Source organism: Polynucleobacter sp. JS-Polo-80-F4, assembly GCF_018881965.1.
GTDB lineage: Bacteria > Pseudomonadota > Gammaproteobacteria > Burkholderiales > Burkholderiaceae > Polynucleobacter.
Genome location: NZ_JACVPI010000001.1, coordinates 1,331,175 through 1,352,438, shown reverse-complemented (window position 1 = coordinate 1,352,438; position 21,264 = coordinate 1,331,175). Strand labels below are relative to the sequence as shown.

General features: G+C 46.5%; 16 protein-coding genes. 3 read left to right on the top strand and 13 right to left on the bottom strand.

Features of this window, described 5'->3' with window-relative positions; genetic code table 11:
* Positions 1-9: 9 nt before the first annotated feature.
* From bamA to rpsB, 9 genes are all read right to left on the bottom strand, one after another.
* On the bottom strand, positions 10-2,316 hold the full coding sequence (gene bamA / locus ICN20_RS06965; protein ID WP_370624560.1) for an outer membrane protein assembly factor BamA: 2,307 nt from the start codon (positions 2,314-2,316) through the stop codon (positions 10-12).
* A gap of 38 nt (positions 2,317-2,354) precedes the next feature.
* A complete protein-coding gene (locus ICN20_RS06960) occupies positions 2,355-3,488 on the bottom strand; it encodes an RIP metalloprotease (protein WP_216239061.1) in 1,134 nt (377 codons plus the stop codon).
* Complete coding sequence (gene ispC / locus ICN20_RS06955) at positions 3,476-4,666, bottom strand: 1-deoxy-D-xylulose-5-phosphate reductoisomerase (RefSeq protein ID WP_216240357.1); 1,191 nt, start codon at positions 4,664-4,666, stop codon at positions 3,476-3,478. The genes ICN20_RS06960 and ispC overlap by 13 nt, the downstream gene beginning before the upstream one ends.
* Before the next feature lie 5 nt (positions 4,667-4,671).
* The gene (locus ICN20_RS06950; protein ID WP_216239059.1) at positions 4,672-5,499 is read right to left on the bottom strand and encodes a phosphatidate cytidylyltransferase; all 828 of its coding nucleotides are present in this window, start codon (positions 5,497-5,499) and stop codon (positions 4,672-4,674) included.
* A gap of 27 nt (positions 5,500-5,526) precedes the next feature.
* Positions 5,527-6,300: an isoprenyl transferase gene (locus ICN20_RS06945; RefSeq protein ID WP_216239058.1), complete on the bottom strand. Its 774-nt coding sequence runs from the start codon at positions 6,298-6,300 to the stop codon at positions 5,527-5,529.
* 25 nt (positions 6,301-6,325) lie between these two features.
* The gene (frr, locus tag ICN20_RS06940; RefSeq protein WP_072583035.1) at positions 6,326-6,886 is read right to left on the bottom strand and encodes a ribosome recycling factor; all 561 of its coding nucleotides are present in this window, start codon (positions 6,884-6,886) and stop codon (positions 6,326-6,328) included.
* 11 nt (positions 6,887-6,897) lie between these two features.
* A complete protein-coding gene (pyrH, locus tag ICN20_RS06935) occupies positions 6,898-7,608 on the bottom strand; it encodes a UMP kinase (protein WP_215392248.1) in 711 nt (236 codons plus the stop codon).
* A 185-nt stretch (positions 7,609-7,793) separates the two neighbouring features.
* Positions 7,794-8,678 carry a translation elongation factor Ts gene (tsf, locus tag ICN20_RS06930; protein WP_216239057.1) on the bottom strand — a complete coding sequence of 295 codons (885 nt, stop codon included), beginning with the start codon at positions 8,676-8,678 and terminating at the stop codon, positions 7,794-7,796.
* On the bottom strand, positions 8,678-9,427 hold the full coding sequence (gene rpsB / locus ICN20_RS06925; RefSeq protein WP_215359531.1) for a 30S ribosomal protein S2: 750 nt from the start codon (positions 9,425-9,427) through the stop codon (positions 8,678-8,680). The genes tsf and rpsB overlap by 1 nt, the downstream gene beginning before the upstream one ends.
* Before the next feature lie 268 nt (positions 9,428-9,695).
* On the opposite strand from rpsB, the gene map reads away from it, so the two are divergent.
* Both map and ICN20_RS06915 read left to right on the top strand, forming a co-directional pair.
* Positions 9,696-10,532: a type I methionyl aminopeptidase gene (gene map / locus ICN20_RS06920; RefSeq protein WP_216239056.1), complete on the top strand. Its 837-nt coding sequence runs from the start codon at positions 9,696-9,698 to the stop codon at positions 10,530-10,532.
* 4 nt (positions 10,533-10,536) lie between these two features.
* On the top strand, positions 10,537-13,134 hold the full coding sequence (locus ICN20_RS06915; protein ID WP_216239055.1) for a [protein-PII] uridylyltransferase: 2,598 nt from the start codon (positions 10,537-10,539) through the stop codon (positions 13,132-13,134).
* On the opposite strand, the gene ICN20_RS06910 is transcribed toward ICN20_RS06915, so the two are convergent.
* Genes ICN20_RS06910 through smc form a run of 4 tightly spaced genes read right to left on the bottom strand, consistent with a single transcriptional unit; the run spans position 13,131 to position 20,254 of the window.
* Positions 13,131-13,622 carry an NUDIX hydrolase gene (locus tag ICN20_RS06910; RefSeq protein WP_216239054.1) on the bottom strand — a complete coding sequence of 164 codons (492 nt, stop codon included), beginning with the start codon at positions 13,620-13,622 and terminating at the stop codon, positions 13,131-13,133. The two genes, ICN20_RS06915 and ICN20_RS06910, sit on opposite strands and share 4 nt — an antisense overlap.
* A gap of 11 nt (positions 13,623-13,633) precedes the next feature.
* The gene (gene ligA, locus ICN20_RS06905; RefSeq protein WP_216239052.1) at positions 13,634-15,649 is read right to left on the bottom strand and encodes an NAD-dependent DNA ligase LigA; all 2,016 of its coding nucleotides are present in this window, start codon (positions 15,647-15,649) and stop codon (positions 13,634-13,636) included.
* Between the two features lie 9 nt (positions 15,650-15,658).
* Complete coding sequence (locus ICN20_RS06900; RefSeq protein WP_370624533.1) at positions 15,659-16,732, bottom strand: cell division protein ZipA C-terminal FtsZ-binding domain-containing protein; 1,074 nt, start codon at positions 16,730-16,732, stop codon at positions 15,659-15,661.
* Complete coding sequence (gene smc, locus ICN20_RS06895; RefSeq protein ID WP_216239051.1) at positions 16,733-20,254, bottom strand: chromosome segregation protein SMC; 3,522 nt, start codon at positions 20,252-20,254, stop codon at positions 16,733-16,735.
* A gap of 174 nt (positions 20,255-20,428) precedes the next feature.
* Here smc and dapD point away from each other — a divergent pair, with 174 nt between their 5' ends.
* The gene (gene dapD / locus ICN20_RS06890) at positions 20,429-21,256 is read left to right on the top strand and encodes a 2,3,4,5-tetrahydropyridine-2,6-dicarboxylate N-succinyltransferase (RefSeq protein WP_215392242.1); all 828 of its coding nucleotides are present in this window, start codon (positions 20,429-20,431) and stop codon (positions 21,254-21,256) included.
* Positions 21,257-21,264: the final 8 nt, after the last annotated feature.

Below are 21,264 nucleotides of genomic sequence, written 5' to 3'. Positions count from 1 at the left end.
CTTAAACAATTAAAACGCTGTTCCCACTTGGAACTGCAAACGCTGGACATTATCCGTTGGCTGCGTCTTATACGGTATGCCATAGCTAAATTTCAGAGGCCCTAGCGGTGATATCCATGATAAACCCAATCCATAGGAATATCTCAGAACTAAATTGATGTTTTCCCCGAAGGCATTACCGCCGTCCACGAAGGTAAAGAGGCGCAGGGTTTTATCGACGCCAGAGCCAGGAACAGGGAAGGTGTATTCCACGTTTGTAACAATCTTGGACTGACCACCTGTTGGCTGATATGCGCCAATCACAGTGTTGTAATACTGAGGCCCCAGGGACCCAGGCGCATAGCCACGAACAGAACCAATGCCGCCCACATAGTAGTTTTTGGTAATTGGGAACGGCTTATTGCCATAGGCCTCACCATATCCAACCTCGCCATTAAAGGACAGGATGTTGCCCCTTGAGAACGAGTGGTATTTTTGGTATTGGCCATAAACACGATAGAAAGTGAGATCTCCAACAGGCGTACCAACCTCAGCGGAGAGCTGCTGCAAAGAGCCAGTCGATGGAATCAAAGTGCTATCACGACCATCACGGGACCAACCTACAGTAATTGGTACGTTATATGTTGTAACGGTTCCAGGGTAACCCGGGTAAGCCACTCCATAACTCATCGCATAGTTCAGATACGGTTGTGGAGTATTGTTGGTTGTCTTGATTTGGAATACCTCCAAACCCGTACCAAAAAATACTCGATCCACTTCTGTATAGGGCACGCCAAACTTAATGTTTGAGCCGATTGATTTAATTTGGTAATCAGGATCGCCAACGTAATACAAAGGCTTGGATGAACGATAGAACAAATCCGTGTAACGACTAATACCATCTTCCGTAAAGTACGGATCGTAATTTGAAAGCGTCAGATTTTGATTAATTTTGCCTAGGGAAGCATTTAATCCAATCGCAGTTCCAGTACCGAATGCGTTATCTTGATTGATACCCGCAGATAAAATCAACTTCTCGGTGGAGGAGAAACCTGCACCGACAGTGATAGCCCCCGTTGGCTTTTCGGTCACTTTGACATTTACGTCAACCTGATCGGGAGATCCTGGAACATCCTCGGTAGTGATGTCGGTTTCAGTAAAATAACCAAGGCGGCCTAAACGTTTCTTGGATAAATCAATCTTGTCGCTATCAAACCATGAGCTTTCAAATTGACGCATCTCACGACGAATCACCACATCGCGAGTTTTGGCGTTACCAGAAATAGCTACTTGACGAACATATATACGGCGCCCCGGATCAATAACCAAAGTAAGGTCTACCTCAGCTAAATCACGGCGAATATCGGGTTGCGGGTTAATCGTTGCGAATGCATATCCATAGGATCCCAAGATCTCAGCAATTGCTTTGGTGCTCTCTGTTAATTTAGCTGACGAGAAAGTATCTCCAGGCTTCAAAACAACCAACTGCATTAACTCCGCTTCTTTACCAAGAGTTTCACCGGCTAAACGCATATCCTTCACGGTGAATTTTTTTCCTTCGCTAATACTGATTGTCAGGTAGATGCCTTTTTTATCGGGAGTAATTGATACCTGAGTAGATTCGATCACAAACTCAAGGTAACCACGATTCAGGTAGTACGAACGAATGGACTCTAAGTCCGCAGTTAATTTTTGCTTGGAGTAAAGATTATCTTTGCTATACCAAGAGAGCCAGCCGCCTGTTTTGAGCTGCATCTCGCTCTTTAAAGTACTCTCACTGAAAGCGGATGTTCCAATGAAATTAATTTCTTGAATTTTCGCTACAGGACCTTCGTCAACGTTGAAATAAATAGCTACTTGATTACGCTCAACAGGCGTTACCGTTGCAACCACTTCAGCTGCGTACATGCCTTTACCAACATATTGACGCTTTAATTCTTGCTCTGCTTTATCAATTAAGGCTTTATCGTAAAAACGCGCTTCAGCTACGCCAACTGTTTTTAATGATTTACGAATAACTTCAGGATCAAACTCCTTCATTCCCGTAAATTCAATACGAGAAATAGTTGGGCGCTCTTCAACGATCACAATAAGCACGTTACCTTGAGCCTGAATCTGAACATCTCGAAAGAAGCCCGTGCTGTAGAGAGCCTTAATTGCCTCAGCGCCCTTTTCGTCAGTAAAGGTTTCGCCTACTTGAACGGGTAGATAGCTAAATACTGTTCCGGGTTCTACGCGCTGCAAACCTTCAACACGAATATCTTTCACCACAAATGAGTCTGCTGCAGATGCGCTCAAGCTCAACCCAAGCGCACAAAATATCAAGATTTGGGCAATGAAGCGGGCAAAAAAACGGAAAGAATGTGTCAGAGAATTCAAGGCGAAATATAGCGTTGTAAATCGTTAAACAAGGCCAGTAATGACATAGAAATCAGCAGAAAGAAGCCCACTTTTTGGAGTTGCTCCTGCATTGATGTCGAAATCCGCTTACCGGCTACCAACTCCCATGCATCATACAGTAGCTGACCCCCATCTAGCATCGGAAAAGGGAGCAAATTGAGTAAACCAATGCTAATACTCATAAGTGCCAAAAAGGCTAAAAATGGCTGCCACCCTACCTGGGCTGATTTGCCTGCCATATCAGCAATACTGAGGGGTCCACCCAACTGTTTTAGGGAGGTATTTCCGGTAAATAATCCAGCCATTAGCCTTGCAGAAACCTTAGTAATCACCCAGACCCTTTTGGATGCAAAAAGAAGCGCATCTATTGGCCCTAATTTCAGGTCTTGCCACTCCGCCAAAGGGGTTAACGCAGGCAAAATGCCCAGCGCCAACATAGGGTCCTTATCGGGGTTGATTTTGGGCAAATCCTTGGCATAAAAGGACTTCACTAGGCTAGCGCCAGCAGGGGTTTCCAACTCCAGAGCAAACCCATTCTCGCCGGTGAGCGCATCCATCAAATTCCAGCGCAAGGCATTCCAACTTGGAACACGTTCAAAATCACCAAAAAGGGGCACAACATCCTGTCCAGAGCCTAAATCCTGCCAGCCAATCACCCGATCTCCCCCGGTCAATCCAAGTGTGGCGGCAACCGAATGCTCAGGGGGGCTCTGCAATACCGCTGGCAGTTGAGGCGCACCGGATACGTAGATAAGAGCAAAAAAGATAATTGCTAGAAAAAAGTTTGCGAATGGACCTGCCGCCACAATCAAGGAGCGCTGCCACAGCGGCTTCCGATCAAAGGCCTGAGACGCTTCATCAGGAGCAATAGTCTGTTGAGGATCTCGACCATCGAGCAACTTGACATAGCCACCCAAGGGAATAGACGCCAATACCCACTCTGTTTTATTTTTAGCGTGGTAAGTGAATAAAGGTTTACCAAAACCAACTGCAAAGCGCAGTACACGAACACCGCAACACCGAGCTGCAAAAAAATGTCCAAACTCATGGAAGCTGACCAACACCCCAAGGGTCAATAAAAATGCAGCAAGAGTAATTAATGCTTGCAAAGAATATTCCTCACTACTGCTTGTGCATATTGACGAGTACGTGCATCAACATCCAAAATCAATTCAAGTGAGTCTGCATTGACTGCAGGAATCGCATTCAACACATTCTCTACTACAGCTGAGATCTGTAAATAAGGCAAGCCCTCATCCAAGAATGCTGCAACCGCAATTTCATTAGCAGCATTCAGAACCGTGGGTGCTGTACCACCCGCCTTAGCGGCAGCAAATGCCAAAGAAAGACAAGGGAAACGCTCTAGCTCTGGTTCTGAGAAACTCAAAGATGCTAGTTGCGTCAAACTCAATGGTGCTACACCAGCATCAATACGCTCTGGCCAAGCCAGCCCATAGGCGATAGGAGTTCGCATGTCTGGTTGACCCAACTGAGCCAACACTGACCCATCGCGATAACGGACCATTGAATGAACCACGCTTTGCGGATGAATCAATACTTTAATTTTCTCTAAAGGCAAACCAAATAACCAAAAGGCCTCGATGACCTCCAGGCCTTTATTCATCATCGTTGCTGAATCTACAGAAATCTTTCTACCCATCACCCAGTTAGGATGTGCGCAAGCTTGTTCTGGAGTGATGCTTGCCAATTGATCGAGGGGTGTACCTCTAAAGGGGCCACCCGATGCAGTTAACCAAAGCTCTTCAACGCCTAACGCAGAATCAGGATCTTGAGAAAACTGGCTTGGTAGACATTGAAAGATTGCATTATGTTCGCTATCAATAGGGAGTAATTGACCTCCGCCCTGCTTGATTGCCTGCATGAACAAATCACCAGACATCACTAATGCTTCTTTATTAGCGAGCAACACTCTTTTGCCTGCTTTGGCAGCAGCCAAGGCAGGGACCAAGCCTGCAGCCCCAACAATGGCAGCCATCACAGTATCGCAATGCGATTCGGTAACAGAGGCAACTAAAGCTTGTGGGCCATGCAAAACTTGAGTGCTGATTTGCTTCTCAAGCAAAAGCTTGCTTAAGCGGGCAGCGCCATCTGCGTCTGCCACTACAGCAATAGCAGGTTTAAATTCAATACACTGCTGTGCGAGTAGATCAACCTGTTTTGCTGCAGTAAGTGCTACCACCTTAAAGCGATCTGGGTGTGCACGGATTACATCTAGGGTATTGACACCGATAGACCCCGTAGAACCTAGAATGGCAACCTGCTTGATTGACATCACACCAATCCTGCCAAGAGTGCTGCGATTGGCATAGCTGGAATCAAAGCATCTACGCGATCTAATACTCCACCATGGCCAGGCAACAAATGACTGGAATCCTTAACGCCGGCCAACCGTTTTAATTGGGACTCAAATAAGTCTCCAAAAATACTGAAGGCTGTCAATACCGTAACCATCATGAACATTGGAACCCAGCCAAAACGGATAGCCCACGCGCCAAATAAGGTTGACTCAAAAGACAAAAAGTAAACGCATAGGAAAGCGTAAGCGTAACAAAGTATTAAGCCGCCAATAGCACCCTCAATGGATTTTCCAGGGCTAATTTGCACTGCAAGCTTGTGCTTACCAAAAGCCTTGCCAACAAAGTAAGCGCCAATGTCTGCAACCCATACTAATGCCATGGTGCTAAGCAAAAAGATGAGGCCGAGTTCACGCAAGAACACCAATGCAAACCAAGTGGCCGGTAGCACAATTAAACCAAGCACTACATAAAAAGGCCTTAACTTATCCAGCGAGAGATTCATTCCTTTGGCCAATATAAATGGGGCAATGAAGAACCAGAAAATCACAGCTAGAAGCAATAGGGCAAACTGCCATGAGGCATTTTGCATACCTAGTAACAGCAAAATAATGGCCAGACAAAATAATGCGTATACCCAAGAGGCACGCCCTGCCCCAGGATTAAGTAAGCGACTCCACTCCCAAGCGGCAGCTAACAAAGCCGCCAAAAAGAAAGCGCCGATATAAATTTGGGGCAGCAGAAACAAGATGGGCAGCAATACCGCCAATAAGATAAGGGCGGTAATGACTCTGGTTTTTAGCATGGGAAGTGCGCTTAGTAATGAACTACGTCAAACTGCATCGCTCATAGCTTGCGAAGCAAGCTGAGCACTAGTACGACCAAAGCGGCGCTCACGCTGGCTAAACCAGTCAAACGCCTTGTGCAGCTCTTTCTCGTCAAAGTCGGGCCACAAGATATCTGTGAAATACAACTCGGTATAAGCCAATTGCCATAGCAAGAAGTTGCTCACACGCTGCTCGCCGCCAGTTCGAATAAACAAATCAGGCTCTGGAGCGTAAGCCATCGAAAGATGGGGCTGAAGTAATTCTTCAGTTACCTGCTCCGGCTTCAGGTTGGGATTGGCAGTAAGACATTGACGCATTGCTTGCAAGATATCCCAACGGCCACCATAGTTTGCTGCAATCGTAAAAGTTAACCCCTTACAGTCAGCTGTCTTTTTCTCCGAAAACTCCACCATCTCTTGAATCGCAGAATCGAAACGACTTAAGTCGCCAATTAAACGTAAAGCAATATCGTTCTCAGCTAAACGCGACACTTCGCCTTTGAGTGACTTTAGAAAAAGCTTCATTAGGAAACCCACTTCTTCCGGTGGGCGACGCCAGTTTTCAGAGCTAAAGGCAAATACAGTGAGATATTCAACGCCTAGCTTACGGCATTCTTCAACAATCTTGCGTACTGCGCTCAACCCTTCGGAGTGCCCGGCAACGCGGGGCATCATGCGCTTGCTTGCCCAACGCCCATTGCCATCCATAATGATTGCAACATGGCGAGGTACAGCGCTGACCTCTGGGATGGCTAGAGTTGAGCTGGAATGTTGAGTCATGAAAAGCTAAAAATTCAGGACGGCTTTAAACCGTCATGATCTCTTTTTCTTTTTCAGAAACGATCTTATCAACATCGATCACTGCTTTATCAGTCATCTTCTGAATTTCATCAGTAGCACGACGCTCTTCATCTTCTGAGATTTCTTTATCTTTGGTTAAGCGTTTGAGGTGCTCATTCGCATCACGACGTAAATTACGAACAGCAATCTTCGTTTCCTCGCCCTCATTCTTCACAACCTTAGTGAGGTCGCGACGGCGCTCTTCAGTCAAAGCAGGCATTGGTACGCGGATTACCGTGCCCTGGGATGCTGGGTTTAAACCTAAATCAGAATCACGAATCGCTTTTTCAATGACTGCAACCATCGTCTTTTCAAATGGTTGAACATTAATGGTGCGCGCATCCGCCAAGCCTAGGCTCGCAACCTGACTTAATGGAGTGGGGTTACCGTAGTAATCCACCTGGATGTGCTCCAGAATTCCTGGGTTAGCACGGCCAGAGCGAATCTTGGCCAAATTGGTCTTCAAAGCCTCAAGAGACTTTTGCATCTTTTGATCGGTATTGGTTTTAATTTCTGCTGCAGACATCAGGCCTCCTATTAAACGTGTACTAAAGTACCTTCAGGTTCACCTTGCACTACACGCATCAATGCGCCTGGCTTGAGAATTGAAAATACTTTGATTGGTAATTTGCGATCACGACACAATGCAAATGCAGTCGCGTCCATGACTTGTAGATTCTTGATTAAAGCTTCGTCAAACGTAATCGTTTTATATAAAGTTGCTGAAGGATCTTTTACTGGATCAGCGCTGTAGATGCCATCTACCTTAGTTGCCTTGAGCATGATCTCAACGCCCATCTCAGCCCCACGCAGAGCAGCTGCGGTGTCGGTGGTAAAGAATGGGTTTCCAGTTCCAGCGGCGAAGATGACTACTTTGCCCTCGCCCATCGCACGAATAGCACGCGGACGAATGTAAGGCTCAACTACTTGATCCATGCGAAGAGCGGATTGCACGCGCGCCTCAACACCTTTTTGACGCAACGCATCTTGCAATGCTAAGGAATTCATCATAGTTGCCAGCATACCCATGTAATCGGCCGTTGCACGATCCATGCCGGCTGCACCACCCGCAACACCACGGAAAATGTTTCCGCCGCCAATCACAATCGCTAGCTCCACTCCGATATTCACAATATCAGCGATTTCCTTAACCATGGAATCGATAGTGACTGGATTGATGCCAAAAGCATCATCGCCCATAAGGGCTTCACCAGATAGTTTTAGGAGGACTCGTTTGTAGGCTGGCATGTTTTTTATTTTCCGTAATTTGCTAAGTAATTTACTTACTTAGCTTATTGATCTTTAAGCACTTTTTAATATCTCTGCCAAATTATAAAGGGCTTGGGAGGGATCAAAGAAAAGGGCACGGAAACTAAGGTTTCTGTGCCCTTTTGGGTATTACCAAGCAGTGGGGCAAGCCCCAAACTAGCCTATTAAGCCGTTGCTTTAGATGCGGCAGCCACTTGTGCAGCTACTTCAGCTGCAAAGTCGTCTTGACGCTTCTCAATGCCTTCGCCTACAACAAACATGGTGAAACCCTTGATTGTTGTATTTGCAGCTTTGAGCATTTGCTCTACAGATTGCTTATCGTTCTTTACGAAAGTCTGGTTCAACAAAGAAACCTCTTTAAGGTACTTCTGAATAGAGCCTTCAACCATCTTTTCAACGATTTCTGGTGGTTTGCCTGATTCAGCAGCTTTTTGAACGGCAACACTACGCTCAACAGCAATTGCTTCAGCAGGAACGTCAGCCATCGACAAAGCCACTGGCTTCATTGCAGCAATATGCATTGCTACGTCTTTAGCAGCAGTTTCGTCACCCTCGAACTCGACCATTACGCCGATACGAGTACCGTGGAGGTAGGAAACCAACTTATTGCTACCAGCAAAACGCTTGAAGCGACGTGGCATGATGTTTTCACCGATCTTACCGATCAATGCGCTACGAACTTCATCAACAGTTTGACCATTCAATGGCAATGCTAACAATGCAGCAACGTCAGCTGGATTCTTTTCAGCAACCAACTTCACGCAGTCATTAACAAATGCCAAGAAGTCGTCGTTCTTAGAAACGAAGTCAGTTTCGCAGTTCACTTCTAACAAAGCACCAGTAGTGCCATTGATAGAAGCAGCAACGATACCTTCAGCCGTTACACGAGAAGCTGCTTTACCAGCTTTGCTACCTAGCTTAACGCGCAAAATCTCTTCTGCACGAGCCATATCACCATCAGCCTCAGTCAAAGCTTTTTTGCACTCCATCATCGGAGCATCAGTTTTGGCGCGTAACTCGCCAACCATTGCAGCGGTAATAGCGGCCATTATTCAGCTTTCCCTTCTTCAACAAACTCTTCTTCGCCTTCTTTAACTGCTGTCAAGATTTCTTGAACAGAGTTAGCTTTGCCTTCGAGGATTGCGTCAGCAATACCACGTGCATAAAGGAGAACAGCTTTGCTGGAGTCATCGTTACCAGGGATGATGTAATCAACACCTTCTGGTGAGTGGTTAGTATCTACAACTGCGATCACTGGAATACCAAGCTTGTTAGCTTCAGTAATAGCAATCTTGTGATAGCCAACGTCCACTACGAAAATAGCATCAGGAACACCGTTCAAATCTTGAATACCGCCAAGTGCTTTTTGCAACTTGTCGAGATCACGGTCATTAGTCAAAGCTTCTTTCTTAGAAAGCTTTTCCCAGTCGCCAGCTTCTTTAGCAACTGCCATGTCTTTCAAACGCTTGAGGGAACCTTTAACGGTTTTGAAGTTGGTGAGTGTGCCACCCAACCAACGGCTGTCGATGTAAGGCATACCAGCACGAGCAGCTTCTTCAGCAATGATCTCGCGTGATTGACGCTTAGTACCAACAAATAAAATCGTGCCACGATTAGAAGCAACTTGTTTTGCAAATTTCAGGGCGTCCTGAAACATTGGCAATGTTTTTTCTAAGTTGATGATGTGGATTTTGTTGCGATGGCCGAAAATGTAAGGGGCCATTCTTGGGGACCAGAAACGGGTTTGGTGACCAAAATGGCAACCGGCTTCCAGCATTTGACGCATAGTTACTGACATAACTTCTCCTAAGGGTTGTTTCTAAAGTTGAGTCCTAGCTGCGCTAAAAAACGCCACCCTGGAAGGCTCAACTCGCGATTTCAAGTCCAAAATAGACCTGAGTCCGAAATTATAGCTTAAATATCAATGCTCTAGCCACCCTCACCCCTAAGTAGTAAAAGGGGCCTGCCCTCAAAATGACCTCCAGAAGCCCCAAAAACGGGCTATTTGCCTAAATTTTAGGCAATATGATCAAGCCAAAACTATCCAAGTCGTTGATAATCAAGGCATGAATAGTGTATTTACCGCAGAAAAAGACATCCTAGGGATGCGCGAAGCTGGCCGCTTAGCTAGCGAAGTGATTGATCATGTGGCTCCCCACGTCAAAGCCGGCGTCACCACGGGCGAATTAGATCGGATTTGCCATGAATATATGCGTGATGTCCAAAAAACCATCCCAGCTCCACTGAACTATCAACCGCCTGGCTACCCTCCTTTTCCAGCATCCATCTGCACTTCTGTAAACGATGTGATCTGCCATGGAATTCCTGGTGACAAGATTCTCAAAACCGGTGATGTAGTCAACTTAGACATTACCGTGATTACCCCTGATGGCTACTACGGTGACACTAGTCGCATGTTTATGGTGGGCGAAGTGTCAGTCATGGCAAAGCGTCTCACTCAAATTACTTTTGAGTGTATGTGGCTTGGCATTGCTCAAGTTAAACCGGGTGCGTCACTTGGTGACATTGGTCACGTGATTCAGACTCATGCAGAAAAAGCAGGTTATTCAGTAGTGCGCGAATACTGCGGTCACGGCATTGGCAAAGTGTTTCACCAAGACCCACAAATTCTCCACTATGGTCGTCCAGGTACCGGCGAAAAACTAGAAGCTGGCATGACCTTCACAATCGAGCCAATGATTAATGCTGGCAAACGCGATATTCGCACTATGCCCGATCAGTGGACTGTAAAAACAAAAGATCGCAGCTTGTCTGCTCAGTGGGAACATACCTTGCTCGTTACTCAGACTGGTGTTGAAGTACTTACCTGGTCAGAAGGCAGCAACCCACCGCCAGATTGCGTTAAAGGCCTGTCTTTTAGACCTTTAGTAGCAAGCGCTTAATACGATGAGCAAGCCCCAGGCAGCCAGCAATATTGTTGATGCAGCTAGCCTGCGCGCCGCTCGAGAAATTGCTTACGACGAGTTTAAGAAAACACAGTCGGTAGGAAAATTAACTAAACAACTTTCCAAGTTGAGCGATCAACTCCTTAGCCACTTATGGAGTAATTGCGGCTTAAACAATGAAGCCACCTTAGTTGCAGTGGGTGGCTTCGGTAGAGGCGCTTTATTTCCCTACTCCGATATTGATATATTAATTCTGCTACCAGCTGATGAAGAAAAGGCTAGGACTTTATCAAAACAAGTTGAGCAATTTGTTGCAAGCTGCTGGGATACAGGATTGGAAATTGGCTCTTCAGTCAGAAGTGTGGCTGAATGCATGTCAGAATCTGAGCAAGATATTACTGTGCGCACATCTCTCTTAGAAGCACGACTGATTTGTGGCAAAAGACAGCTCTTCAAAGACTTCGCAAAAGCCTTTGAAGCGGCATTGGATCCCAAGGCTTTCTTCCAGGCTAAGCAAGCAGAACAAATTCAGCGCCATTACAAGTATCAAGACACCCCTTACGCCTTAGAACCCAATTGCAAAGAGAGTCCTGGCGGATTACGTGATTTACAGGTGATCTCTTGGGTAAGTAAGGCCGCATTATTAGGCGATACCTTTAAGGACCTCAATGAGGCCGGTCTCGTAACGAAGCGTGAGCTAACTGAACTCAACCGCAATCAACGATTCCTAGAAACCCTGCGTGCTAACTTGCATTTGCTAGCAGGGCGCAGACAAGATGTTCTCGCATTTGATTTGCAGGCAGCATTAGCAGCATCAATGGGAATTACAGAAGAATCGTCGCGTCAAGCGAGTGAAGCCATCATGCGTCGCTACTACTGGGCGGCTAAGGCTGTTACACAGCTAAATGACGTTCTACTGCAGAACATTGAAGCCCTGCTTTTTTCGCAAGAGTCTAAGACAATTCTTGCCATTCCCGGCGAAGGTAACGAGCACTTCATTGAACGTCAAGGCGTTTTGGATATCACTGATCCCGAACTCTTTCAGAAGCATCCAGAGCAGATTCTGCGGACCTTCCTGGTTTTTGCACAAACTGCGAATGTTAAAAGCTTATCAGCCACCATTTTCAGAGCGCTCTATAACGCGCGCCAGACAATGGATAGCCAATGGCGCAAAGACCCAGTCAATCGAGCGCTTTTTATGGAGATACTGAAAGAGCCTGATGGAGTCAGTCGTGCATTTCAGTTAATGAACCGCACCAGCGTGCTTGGCCGCTACTTACCTGCATTTAGAAAAATAGTTGGCCAAATGCAGCATGATTTATTTCATATCTACACAGTTGATCAACATATTCTGATGGTCTTGCGCAATGTCCGACGCTTTATGGTGGTTGAGCATACTCATGAGTTTCCGTTCTGCAGTAGCTTGATTGCCAATTTCGAGAAGCCTTGGTTACTGGTCATTGCCGCCCTTTTCCACGACATTGCTAAAGGACGCGGTGGTGATCACTCAGAACTAGGCAAGGCTGACATGCGTCAGTTTGCTAGAGAGCATGGTTTAGATAAAAAAGATACCGAACTACTAGTCTGGCTAGTGGCTGAACATCTCAATATGAGTCAATTTGCACAAAAGCAAGATATTACGGATCCTGATGTAATACGCGCTTTTGCCAAGAAGATGGGTGATGAGCGTCACCTCACCGCACTATATTTGTTAACAGTTGCTGACGTTCGCGGAACTAGTCACAAAGTGTGGAATGCCTGGAAAGGCAAGCTCTTAGAGGATCTGTATCGCGCAACACTCAGGGTATTGGGAGGGGCAAAACCCGATGCCTCATCAGAGTTAGCGCAACACCAAGAAGAATCTAAAGCTAAATTAAGACTGTATGGCATCAATGATGAATCTTATGAAGATTTATGGAAGCAGTTAGATGTTGCCTTCTTCTTAAGGCAAGACTCCTCTGATATTGCTTGGCTTACACGCCATCTATATAACAAGGTCAATAGCGATCAACCCATTGTGAGAGCAAGATTGTCTCCGATTGGCGAAGGACTGCAGGTAGCTGTCTACGTTAAAGATCAAGAAGATCTGTTTGCCAGAATCTGCGCCTACTTTGAAAAGCATGGTTTCTCCATTTGGGATGCGCGTATTCATACAACACGCCATGGTTACGCTCTAGATACTTTCCAAATCTCTGGCAGTAACTTAGTGGATGAGGGTGGCAGCTATCGTGACCTTATCCAACTCGTTGAATTTGAGTTGACTGAGGCGCTCACCAACACAGAGCCACTACCTAATCCAAGTATGGGCCGCCTATCAAGACAATCACGCACTTTCCCAATTCAGCCACGGGTTCACATGGTTCCAGACGATCGTGGCAGGTATTACACGCTGGCACTATCGGCAAGTGACCGCACTGGTTTGCTCTACACAATTTCTAGAGTGTTAGCGAAACATCAGGTATCCATTCATACCGCCAGGATAAATACGCTTGGCGAAAGAGTGGAAGACATCCTACTCTTGGACGCCGCTAACTTAGGTAAGAATCCCAAGCTACAAATACAACTTGAGACTGAACTGTTGGAGGCTTTAGGCGCTTAGACCAATTTAGCTAAAGCACGCTGGATGCGAATACTTTCAACATCAGCAAAAGCAAACCACCTACACTCAATGTCCTCTAGAGACTGCTCTTCTCGCAAGACTCTTAGCTGATAAAGCAAATCAATATGCAAATGAGCGCTTTCTCCCTTCTTGGGGTTCTCGGGAATTTCGTGAATATCGATATCAATGGGGTCTTGGTTTTCAGAATCTAGCTCACAGACATATCCAGTTTCCTCATGCACCTCTCTGATAGCGGCTTCTATTGGAGAGTCGCCCTCTTCGATATGGCCTCCAGGCTGAAACCAGCGTTTGATGTGCGGGTGAAAAATCAACAGAACCCTACCATTCTTAATTACTAAACCGCTAGCTGTAATGTGGCCATGGGTTATTGAGCGAGAAAATGGATTTGAGGAAGCAAGAATCACATCACACTTGGTATAGTGACTGGTACCGCTCGCCTGAACGGCTATTGCTGAAAAAATATCCATCTCGAAAGAAATTATTTCAACAATTCCAACATTGCCGCTTCATCAATCACTGGCAAGCCTAGCTCTTCTGCTTTGGTTAGCTTGCTGCCCGCATCAGTTCCAGCAACTACATAGTCGGTTTTCTTCGAGACCGATCCAGCAACTTTTGCGCCCGCTTTTTCGAGGAGATCTTTAGCTTCATCTCTTGTCATCGTTGGGAATGTTCCGGTTAGAACAAAAGTTTTACCCGCAACGGCAGCACTAATGACTTTTTCTTCAACAGCAAGCTGCATTCCTGAGGCTAGCAGCTGTTCAATGACTTCTCGGTTATGTGCTTCTTGCATAAAGCTAGTGATAGAGTCCGCAACAACGGGACCCACATCTTTTACAGTCAGCAGGTCTTCGAGATTTGCATCCATGAGAGCATGCATCGATTGATAATGATTAGCCAAATCCTTAGCTGTAGTCTCACCTACGTGACGAATACCCAAGGCAAAGATAAATCTGGCTAAGGTGGTATTTCTGGATAGGTTGATTGCCTGAATGAGATTGTCTGCAGACTTCTCACCCATGCGCTCTAGGTTAGCCAAGGCAGTGAAGCCTAATCTGTAGAGATCTGCCGGAGTTCTAACTAGATTGTTGTCCACCAGCTGATCAACAATCTTCTCACCTAGACCTTCAATATCAAGCGCTCTTCTATGGGCAAAGTGAATTAAAGCCTGCTTACGCTGCGCGCCACAGAAAAGTCCACCACTACAACGGGCTACCGCCTCATCTGCTAGACGCTCAATATGCGAATCACATACCGGGCAATTAGTGGGCATTACAAATTCTGCTGCATTAGCTGGACGTCGGTCCTTGATCACCGACACAACCTCTGGAATTACATCACCCGCTCTACGTACTGATACGGTATCGCCAATACGTACGTCCTTGCGTTTAACTTCATCTTCATTGTGCAGTGTGGCATTGGTAACAGTGACGCCACCAACTTCTACAGGAGCAAGTCTTGCTACCGGTGTAATCGCGCCTGTGCGCCCTACTTGCACATCAATACCCAGAACTGTAGTGAGCGCTTCTTGAGCGGGATATTTATGGGCAAGTGCAAATCTAGGGGCTCTCGAGACAAAGCCTAGCTTAGCTTGCTCAGCAAATGAGTTCACCTTATAGACGACACCATCAATGTCATACGGCAAAGAATCCCTCTTGGTGCCAATCTCGTTATAAAAAGCTAAGATCTCTTCTACTGAGTGCAACACTTTTCGCTCAGCGCATACCGGCAAACCCAGCTCTGCATAAGCGTTGAGCAATTCTTCATGGGTTTTGGGCAACCAAGACTGAGGCTCCAGTGCACCTAAGCCATAAGCAAAGAAAGATAAAGGACGCTTAGCCGTAATCTTGGAATCCAATTGACGAAGGCTGCCTGCTGCAGCATTGCGAGGGTTGGCAAATTCTTTCTCACCCAACTCTGCAGCCTGTTTATTCATTTTCTCGAAGTCTTTTAGGTACATAAAGACTTCACCGCGCACCTCCAAAATACTCGGAATATTTTTTCCGGTAAGTTTTAGTGGAATCGCACGAATCGTTTTAATATTGGCTGTGACGTCTTCCCCGCTGGCACCATCGCCTCGAGTTGCCGCCGTTACCAGCGAGCCATTTTCATAACGAAGAGAAATCGCTAGACCATCGAACTTCAATTCACCTGCATAGGTTACTTGGTCAACATGTAGAGCCTCGCGGCAACGACGATCGAAAGCAATTAGCTCTGCATCTTCAAATGCATTATTTAAAGAAAGCATTGGCACTGCATGGGTAACCGAATCAAACTCTTTTAAAGCCGTACCACCTACGCGCTGAGATAAGGATTCTGGTGTAATCCATTCGGGATGAGCAGCTTCAATCTCGAGCAACTCTCTATAGAGACGATCGTATTCGATATCAGGCAGAAGCGGATTGTCTAAAACGTAATAAGCATGCTCTAGACGAGCAAGCTCTGCTTGCAAGAATACGTAACGCTCCGCTAAATTTGTCGGACTAGTGGACGACAAAGTGATTTCCTAGCTAAATAGTCTGCTAGCTGTAGAAGATCCAGCAGGAACGCCAGATTTCTCAAGATTGGCATAGAGAATATCGAGGTGCTGACGGATACTAATTACCGCAGCCTCGCTCAGGTTGATGCCATTGTCATCTACCAAGCGACCATGGGCGGCTTGTGCAATCTCAATACCTTCGGCGAGCATTCTTTCAAATGCGCGCTCTTCCTGGGGCACTAATGGAACTTCAAGCAATAGAGTAGCTTGACTTACTGATTTATTCGGATCCAAGTCAGCGCTACTAAAAATTACCATACCTTTACTGAGGTATTCGTAATGGCGTCCGTTTCGAGCGAGTTTAAAACCACGTTGACGCATGAGGGCATCAAAGTTACCCCATGGACATGGCTCGTCAAATAGCACATTGATACTCAATTGAATATCACTTTCTGCAGCCATTACATCCAACTCTTTAGCGCCATCTAACATCGTACTCACGCTCGGCATATCAATTTGCGAGCCCAAGGTCTCTGCAAGTGCTTGTGCGCGCGAGCAAAAGTCAGATAACTCTAGAACGCCAATAGGGCCTTTACGGCTAGCTAACTGGATAGCCAATTGCAGATCGGAATATGTGGAGTCAGGATGCAACTCTTCCCAATCTTCAGCAACATCTAGATTGGCATTTAAGCCCTCGCACATCCAGCGTGCAGTTGATTGAGCCTCGAGATCCGTCCAGGCATTGATTTCATCAAGAATTTCTGCACCACTAATACCTTCATCAAAGCGCAATGTGATGACGCAATCAATCCGAGGATCAATGGCGTATTTTTCTGGTGCTGATATCGTTGTTAACGGCTCGCCAAAACTTGGCTCCGATCTACCGGCCGTATTGCCGTCAGCAAAACCTTGGCCAAAGCTAGGCTCTTTTCCAAAGCGATCATCCAGAGAATATTCACTTTGATCTTTTGCCTTACGACGAGCCCGCGCATACTTAATATTCAGAATGGCTACTGCTATCAGAATCAGCAGACCAATTGCAGCCAGTGCAAATTGCAAATCAGACAAACCCAACATCGTCATGATTTGTTCTACGTACACTTAAGCGGCCTCCACCATTGAAACAGCAGAAGAAATATCCACCGCAACAATACGGGATACGCCCTGCTCTTGCATCGTGACACCAATCAACTGATGTGCGATTTCCATTGTGATCTTGTTATGTGAGATGAACAAAAACTGTGTCTTATCGGACATTTTGGCAACAAGATTTGCATAACGCAAGGTGTTTGCATCATCCAACGGAGCGTCAACCTCGTCCAGCAAACAGAATGGAGCTGGGTTCAATAGGAAGAGTGAGAACACTAAGGCAATCGCTGTCAAAGCCTTCTCGCCACCTGACAGGAGGTAAATAGAACTATTTTTCTTACCTGGGGGCTGAGCCATTACCTGAACGCCAGAATCCAGAATCTCTTCACCAGTCATCACCAATTCAGCATGACCACCACCAAATAATTCAGGGAAGAGTTTGCCAAAGTGGGTATTAACCTGATCAAAAGTGCCCTGCAGGAGATCGCGGGTTTCCGCGTCGATCTTCGCAATTGCATCTGTCAAAGTCTGCATCGCTTCATTCAAGTCAGCTGATTGCGCATCCAAGAACTGCTTACGTTCACGAGAGCTTGATAACTCATCTAAGGCAGCCATATTGACTGGGCCTAAAGACTGAATCTCAGTATTTAAGCGATTTACTTCGCTCTGCAAAGCGCCCACTTTCAGATCCGCACTGAAATTCGCCTCAAGCGCCGTGAGGTCAGCCTCTGCATCAGATAACAATGTGGCAAATTGCTCAAAGTTCAAACGAGCAGCCTGTTCGCGCAATTGCAAATCAACGACTTTGTCACGCATTGGTTGCAAGCTACGTTCAACTTGCATACGAGACTCATCCGCTTCACGCAATTGATGCAATAAAGCATCTTGTTCAGTACGCGCGTTTGCTAAGGCAGCTTCACGCGCACTACGGGCTAGTAATAAGCCTTGTAATTTATCTTGAGCCTCTTCATCGCTCAGTGTTTCTAACTCTTGAGCAGCAGCATCATGCTTATCCTGAATCTCCATGATCTGTGTACGCGCAGTACTTTGATCACGTTGCAAGTCAGCGATACGCTGTTGTAAAGAGCGGGTTGCAAAAGCAGCTTCTTGAGCAGCCATCTCTGCAGCTCTAAGTGACTCACGCAAACGATCACGCTCTTCGGTAGAGCGCTCTAATTTTTCTTGCGCAACTTGCAATGCTTCTTGCAGGCCTTGTTTAGATTCTTCAGACTCGAGCAATTCAGCAGCAGACTGCTCTTGAGTCTGACTCACTTGCTCCATCTGTTGACGCAACTCGCTCAACTCACCCTGAATCTGCGCTGCGCGTTGACTGTATTGCTCTTCAGCTTGAGTCAACTGCATTTTCTCTACTTCAAAGCCATGTGATTCTTGAACAGCATGCTCAGCATTTTCGCGGGCCTGCTCTGCCGCTTGATGGGCTGCTTGATAGTTCGCTACACACTGATCCAACTCGCCCTTGAGCTCGCTTTGCATCAGTTGTTGCGCACGCAATTGCTTCTCTAGACTTTCCATCTCTTGAGCGCGCGCCAACATTCCAGCTTGCTCAGAGTCTGCTGCGTAAAGTTGCACACCAACGCGACTCACCAAGTGTCCTTGTTGGGTAACAAATGCGCCACCAGCTGGTAATTTTTCACGGCGATGCAAAGCATCTTCAAGACTGCTAGCGATATATATATTGTCTAACCACTCTTGTAATACTGAAGTGAGTCTTGCAGCGCCTGCACTTTGCACACGACTCAATAATGGTGTGAAGTCAGAAGGCGCAGTGGTATGTGCCGGGGTAATTTCTTCTGTAAGCAAAATGGCTAAACGACTTGGAGGGGCATCATTAGCCAATGCCAATGTTTCTTGCACACTCTTTGCGGTCACCGCAGCTAAACGCTCACGCAGTACAGATTCCAGCGCAGTTTCCCAACCGCTCTCTACTTTGAGCTCTTGCCATAGGCGCTTACTCTCCTTAAGGCCCTTGCTTTCAAGCCAAGGTCCAATCTTGCCTTGGGCTTGAACGCTTGCTTGCAAGGCGGTCAATGCTGTCAATTTGGCTTCAGTTTGAGCAAGATCTTGATTTGCTGCTTGAATCTGTTGCTGAGCAGTATTACGGGCTTCATCAGCCGCTGGAACACGTTGTTGAGTTTCGCCAGCACGCTGCTTGGCTTCTTCCACTTTACGAGCTGCCATGACCTGGCGATCTATCGCCGTCTGCAATGCTTCAGTGTCGGGACGACGTAAGTCATCAAATTCACCAACGAGGCGAGTTTCGCGCCCTTTCAACTCATCTGACTGAGCAGACATAGAGCGCAAACGCTCTCCTAAACTCGCTAAGCGTTGTTCAATAGAGGCTAAGGAATCACGTGCGCTATTGAGTTCACGTGAAGCGTTTTGATAGGCCTCTTCACGACTTGGCATTTGCTCTTGTAAACCGCTTAAATCTGTCAAGAGTGTTTGTTCTTTTTCAGCAGCTAAAGACAGTTCATGTTCGGTAGTACGCTGTGCTTGTGCTGCATCAGTTTCCTGCACAGTCCAACGCTGTAACTGGGCTTGCAAGTCTTGCGTTTGTTGTTGCAAACGTTGACGCGCTTCTTGCACATAAAGAATCTGTGACTCAACCTGACTCACATCAGAATTGGTTTGATATAGATCGCCTTGCGCTTGAGAAACTTTATCTTGTAATGCGTACTGTTGTGTACGCATTGTCTCGAGTTCGGCTTCGACATGGCGTAGCTTAGCGGTCTGCTCTTCTAAGCCAACTTGAGTATCGCGGATACCATTGGCATGACGCTCTTGCTCTTTACCAGCCTCGGTCTGACGCACAAACCACAATAGCTGCTGCTGTGATTTCATTTGCGTAGAAAGCTCAGCATGACGCTCAGCTACAGTCGCTTGTTTTTCCAGGCGAGTTAACTGTTGATCAAGTTCACGCAAGATATCCTCAACACGCGTTAAATTTTCTACCGTGTCTTCCAAACGTGAAGCAGTTTCTTTGCGACGCTCTTTATATTTAGAAACACCAGCGGCCTCTTCAAGGAACACACGCAACTCTTCTGGCTTTGCTTCTAGTATTCGGTTGATCGTGCCTTGTCCAATAATGGCGTAACCTCTTGGACCCATACCGGTACCCAAGAAAATATCTTGAATATCTTTACGACGAACCACTTGGTTATTTACGTAGTAGCTAGAATTTCCATCACGCGTCAGAACACGCTTAATACCCAGCTCTGTAAAAGCGCTCCATTGACCTTGAGCGCGACCCTCTGTGTTATCAAAAATGAGTTCGACACTAGCGCGGCCAGATGGTTTACGCAAACCAGATCCGTTAAAAATAACGTCCTGCATGGATTCACCACGCAATTCGCTGGCACGGGATTCACCTAAAACCCAGCGGACGGCGTCAATAATGTTCGACTTTCCGCAACCGTTAGGACCCACAACGCCAATCAATTGGCCAGGCATTTCAAAGTGGGTTGGGTCTACGAAAGACTTAAAGCCGGAAAGTTTGATGGATTTCAGTTGCACGGCGTACTTTGCAGGGAAAAAAGAGGTTCAAATAAAGGGGTAAAAATTAAAGCTAAAGTGGGAAGATGATAGCAAGCTCTTGCCTGCTTGGACGCGTTTTTGCCCCATCTATATAATGATAAATCTACCTCCAGGGACAAAATCCCTTAACAATCTGATAGTTAACTAAAAAGCATGAGCCAATCACCACAAAACATCATTGAACAAGCCTGGGAAAACCGCGCAAACCTGTCTCCAGATAGCGCCCCTGGGGATGTCCGTAATGCCGTAAATGCCGTTTTGGAAGGCCTTAATGCCGGCACCATTCGCGTGGCTGAGCGCCGTGATGTCGGAAAGTGGGAGGTAAATCAGTGGGTTAAGAAGGCCGTTCTGCTTTCTTTCCGCCTAGAAGACAATAAACCTATGGGCGCTGGGGGATATACCCAGTTCTACGATAAGGTCCCAAGTAAGTTTGAAAACTACACGGCAGCTGACTTTGCTGCTGGTGGATTCCGCGTAGTTCCCCCTGCCATGGCCCGCCGCGGCTCATTTATCGGCAAAAACGCTGTTTTAATGCCTTCCTACGTCAACATTGGCGCTTATGTGGGCGAAGGCACGATGGTCGATACCTGGGCAACTGTAGGTTCTTGCGCCCAAATTGGTAAAAACGTACACCTTTCTGGCGGTGTTGGTATTGGTGGTGTTTTGGAGCCAATTCAAGCTGGACCAGTCATTATTGAAGATAACTGCTTCATCGGCGCCCGCTCTGAGGTGGTTGAAGGTGTTGTTATCGAAGAAAACGCTGTTTTATCTATGGGCGTCTACATCGGCCAAAGCACCAAGATCTATGACCGCGAAACCGGCGAAGTGCACTATGGTCGCGTTCCAGCTGGCTCTGTAGTTGTCCCAGGCTCACTTCCGTCTGCTTGTGGCAAGTACAGCTTATATGCAGCGATCATCGTGAAGAAGGTTGATGCTCAAACTAGAGCCAAGACTGCCATCAACGAATTACTTCGCGACTAAGTTAAATC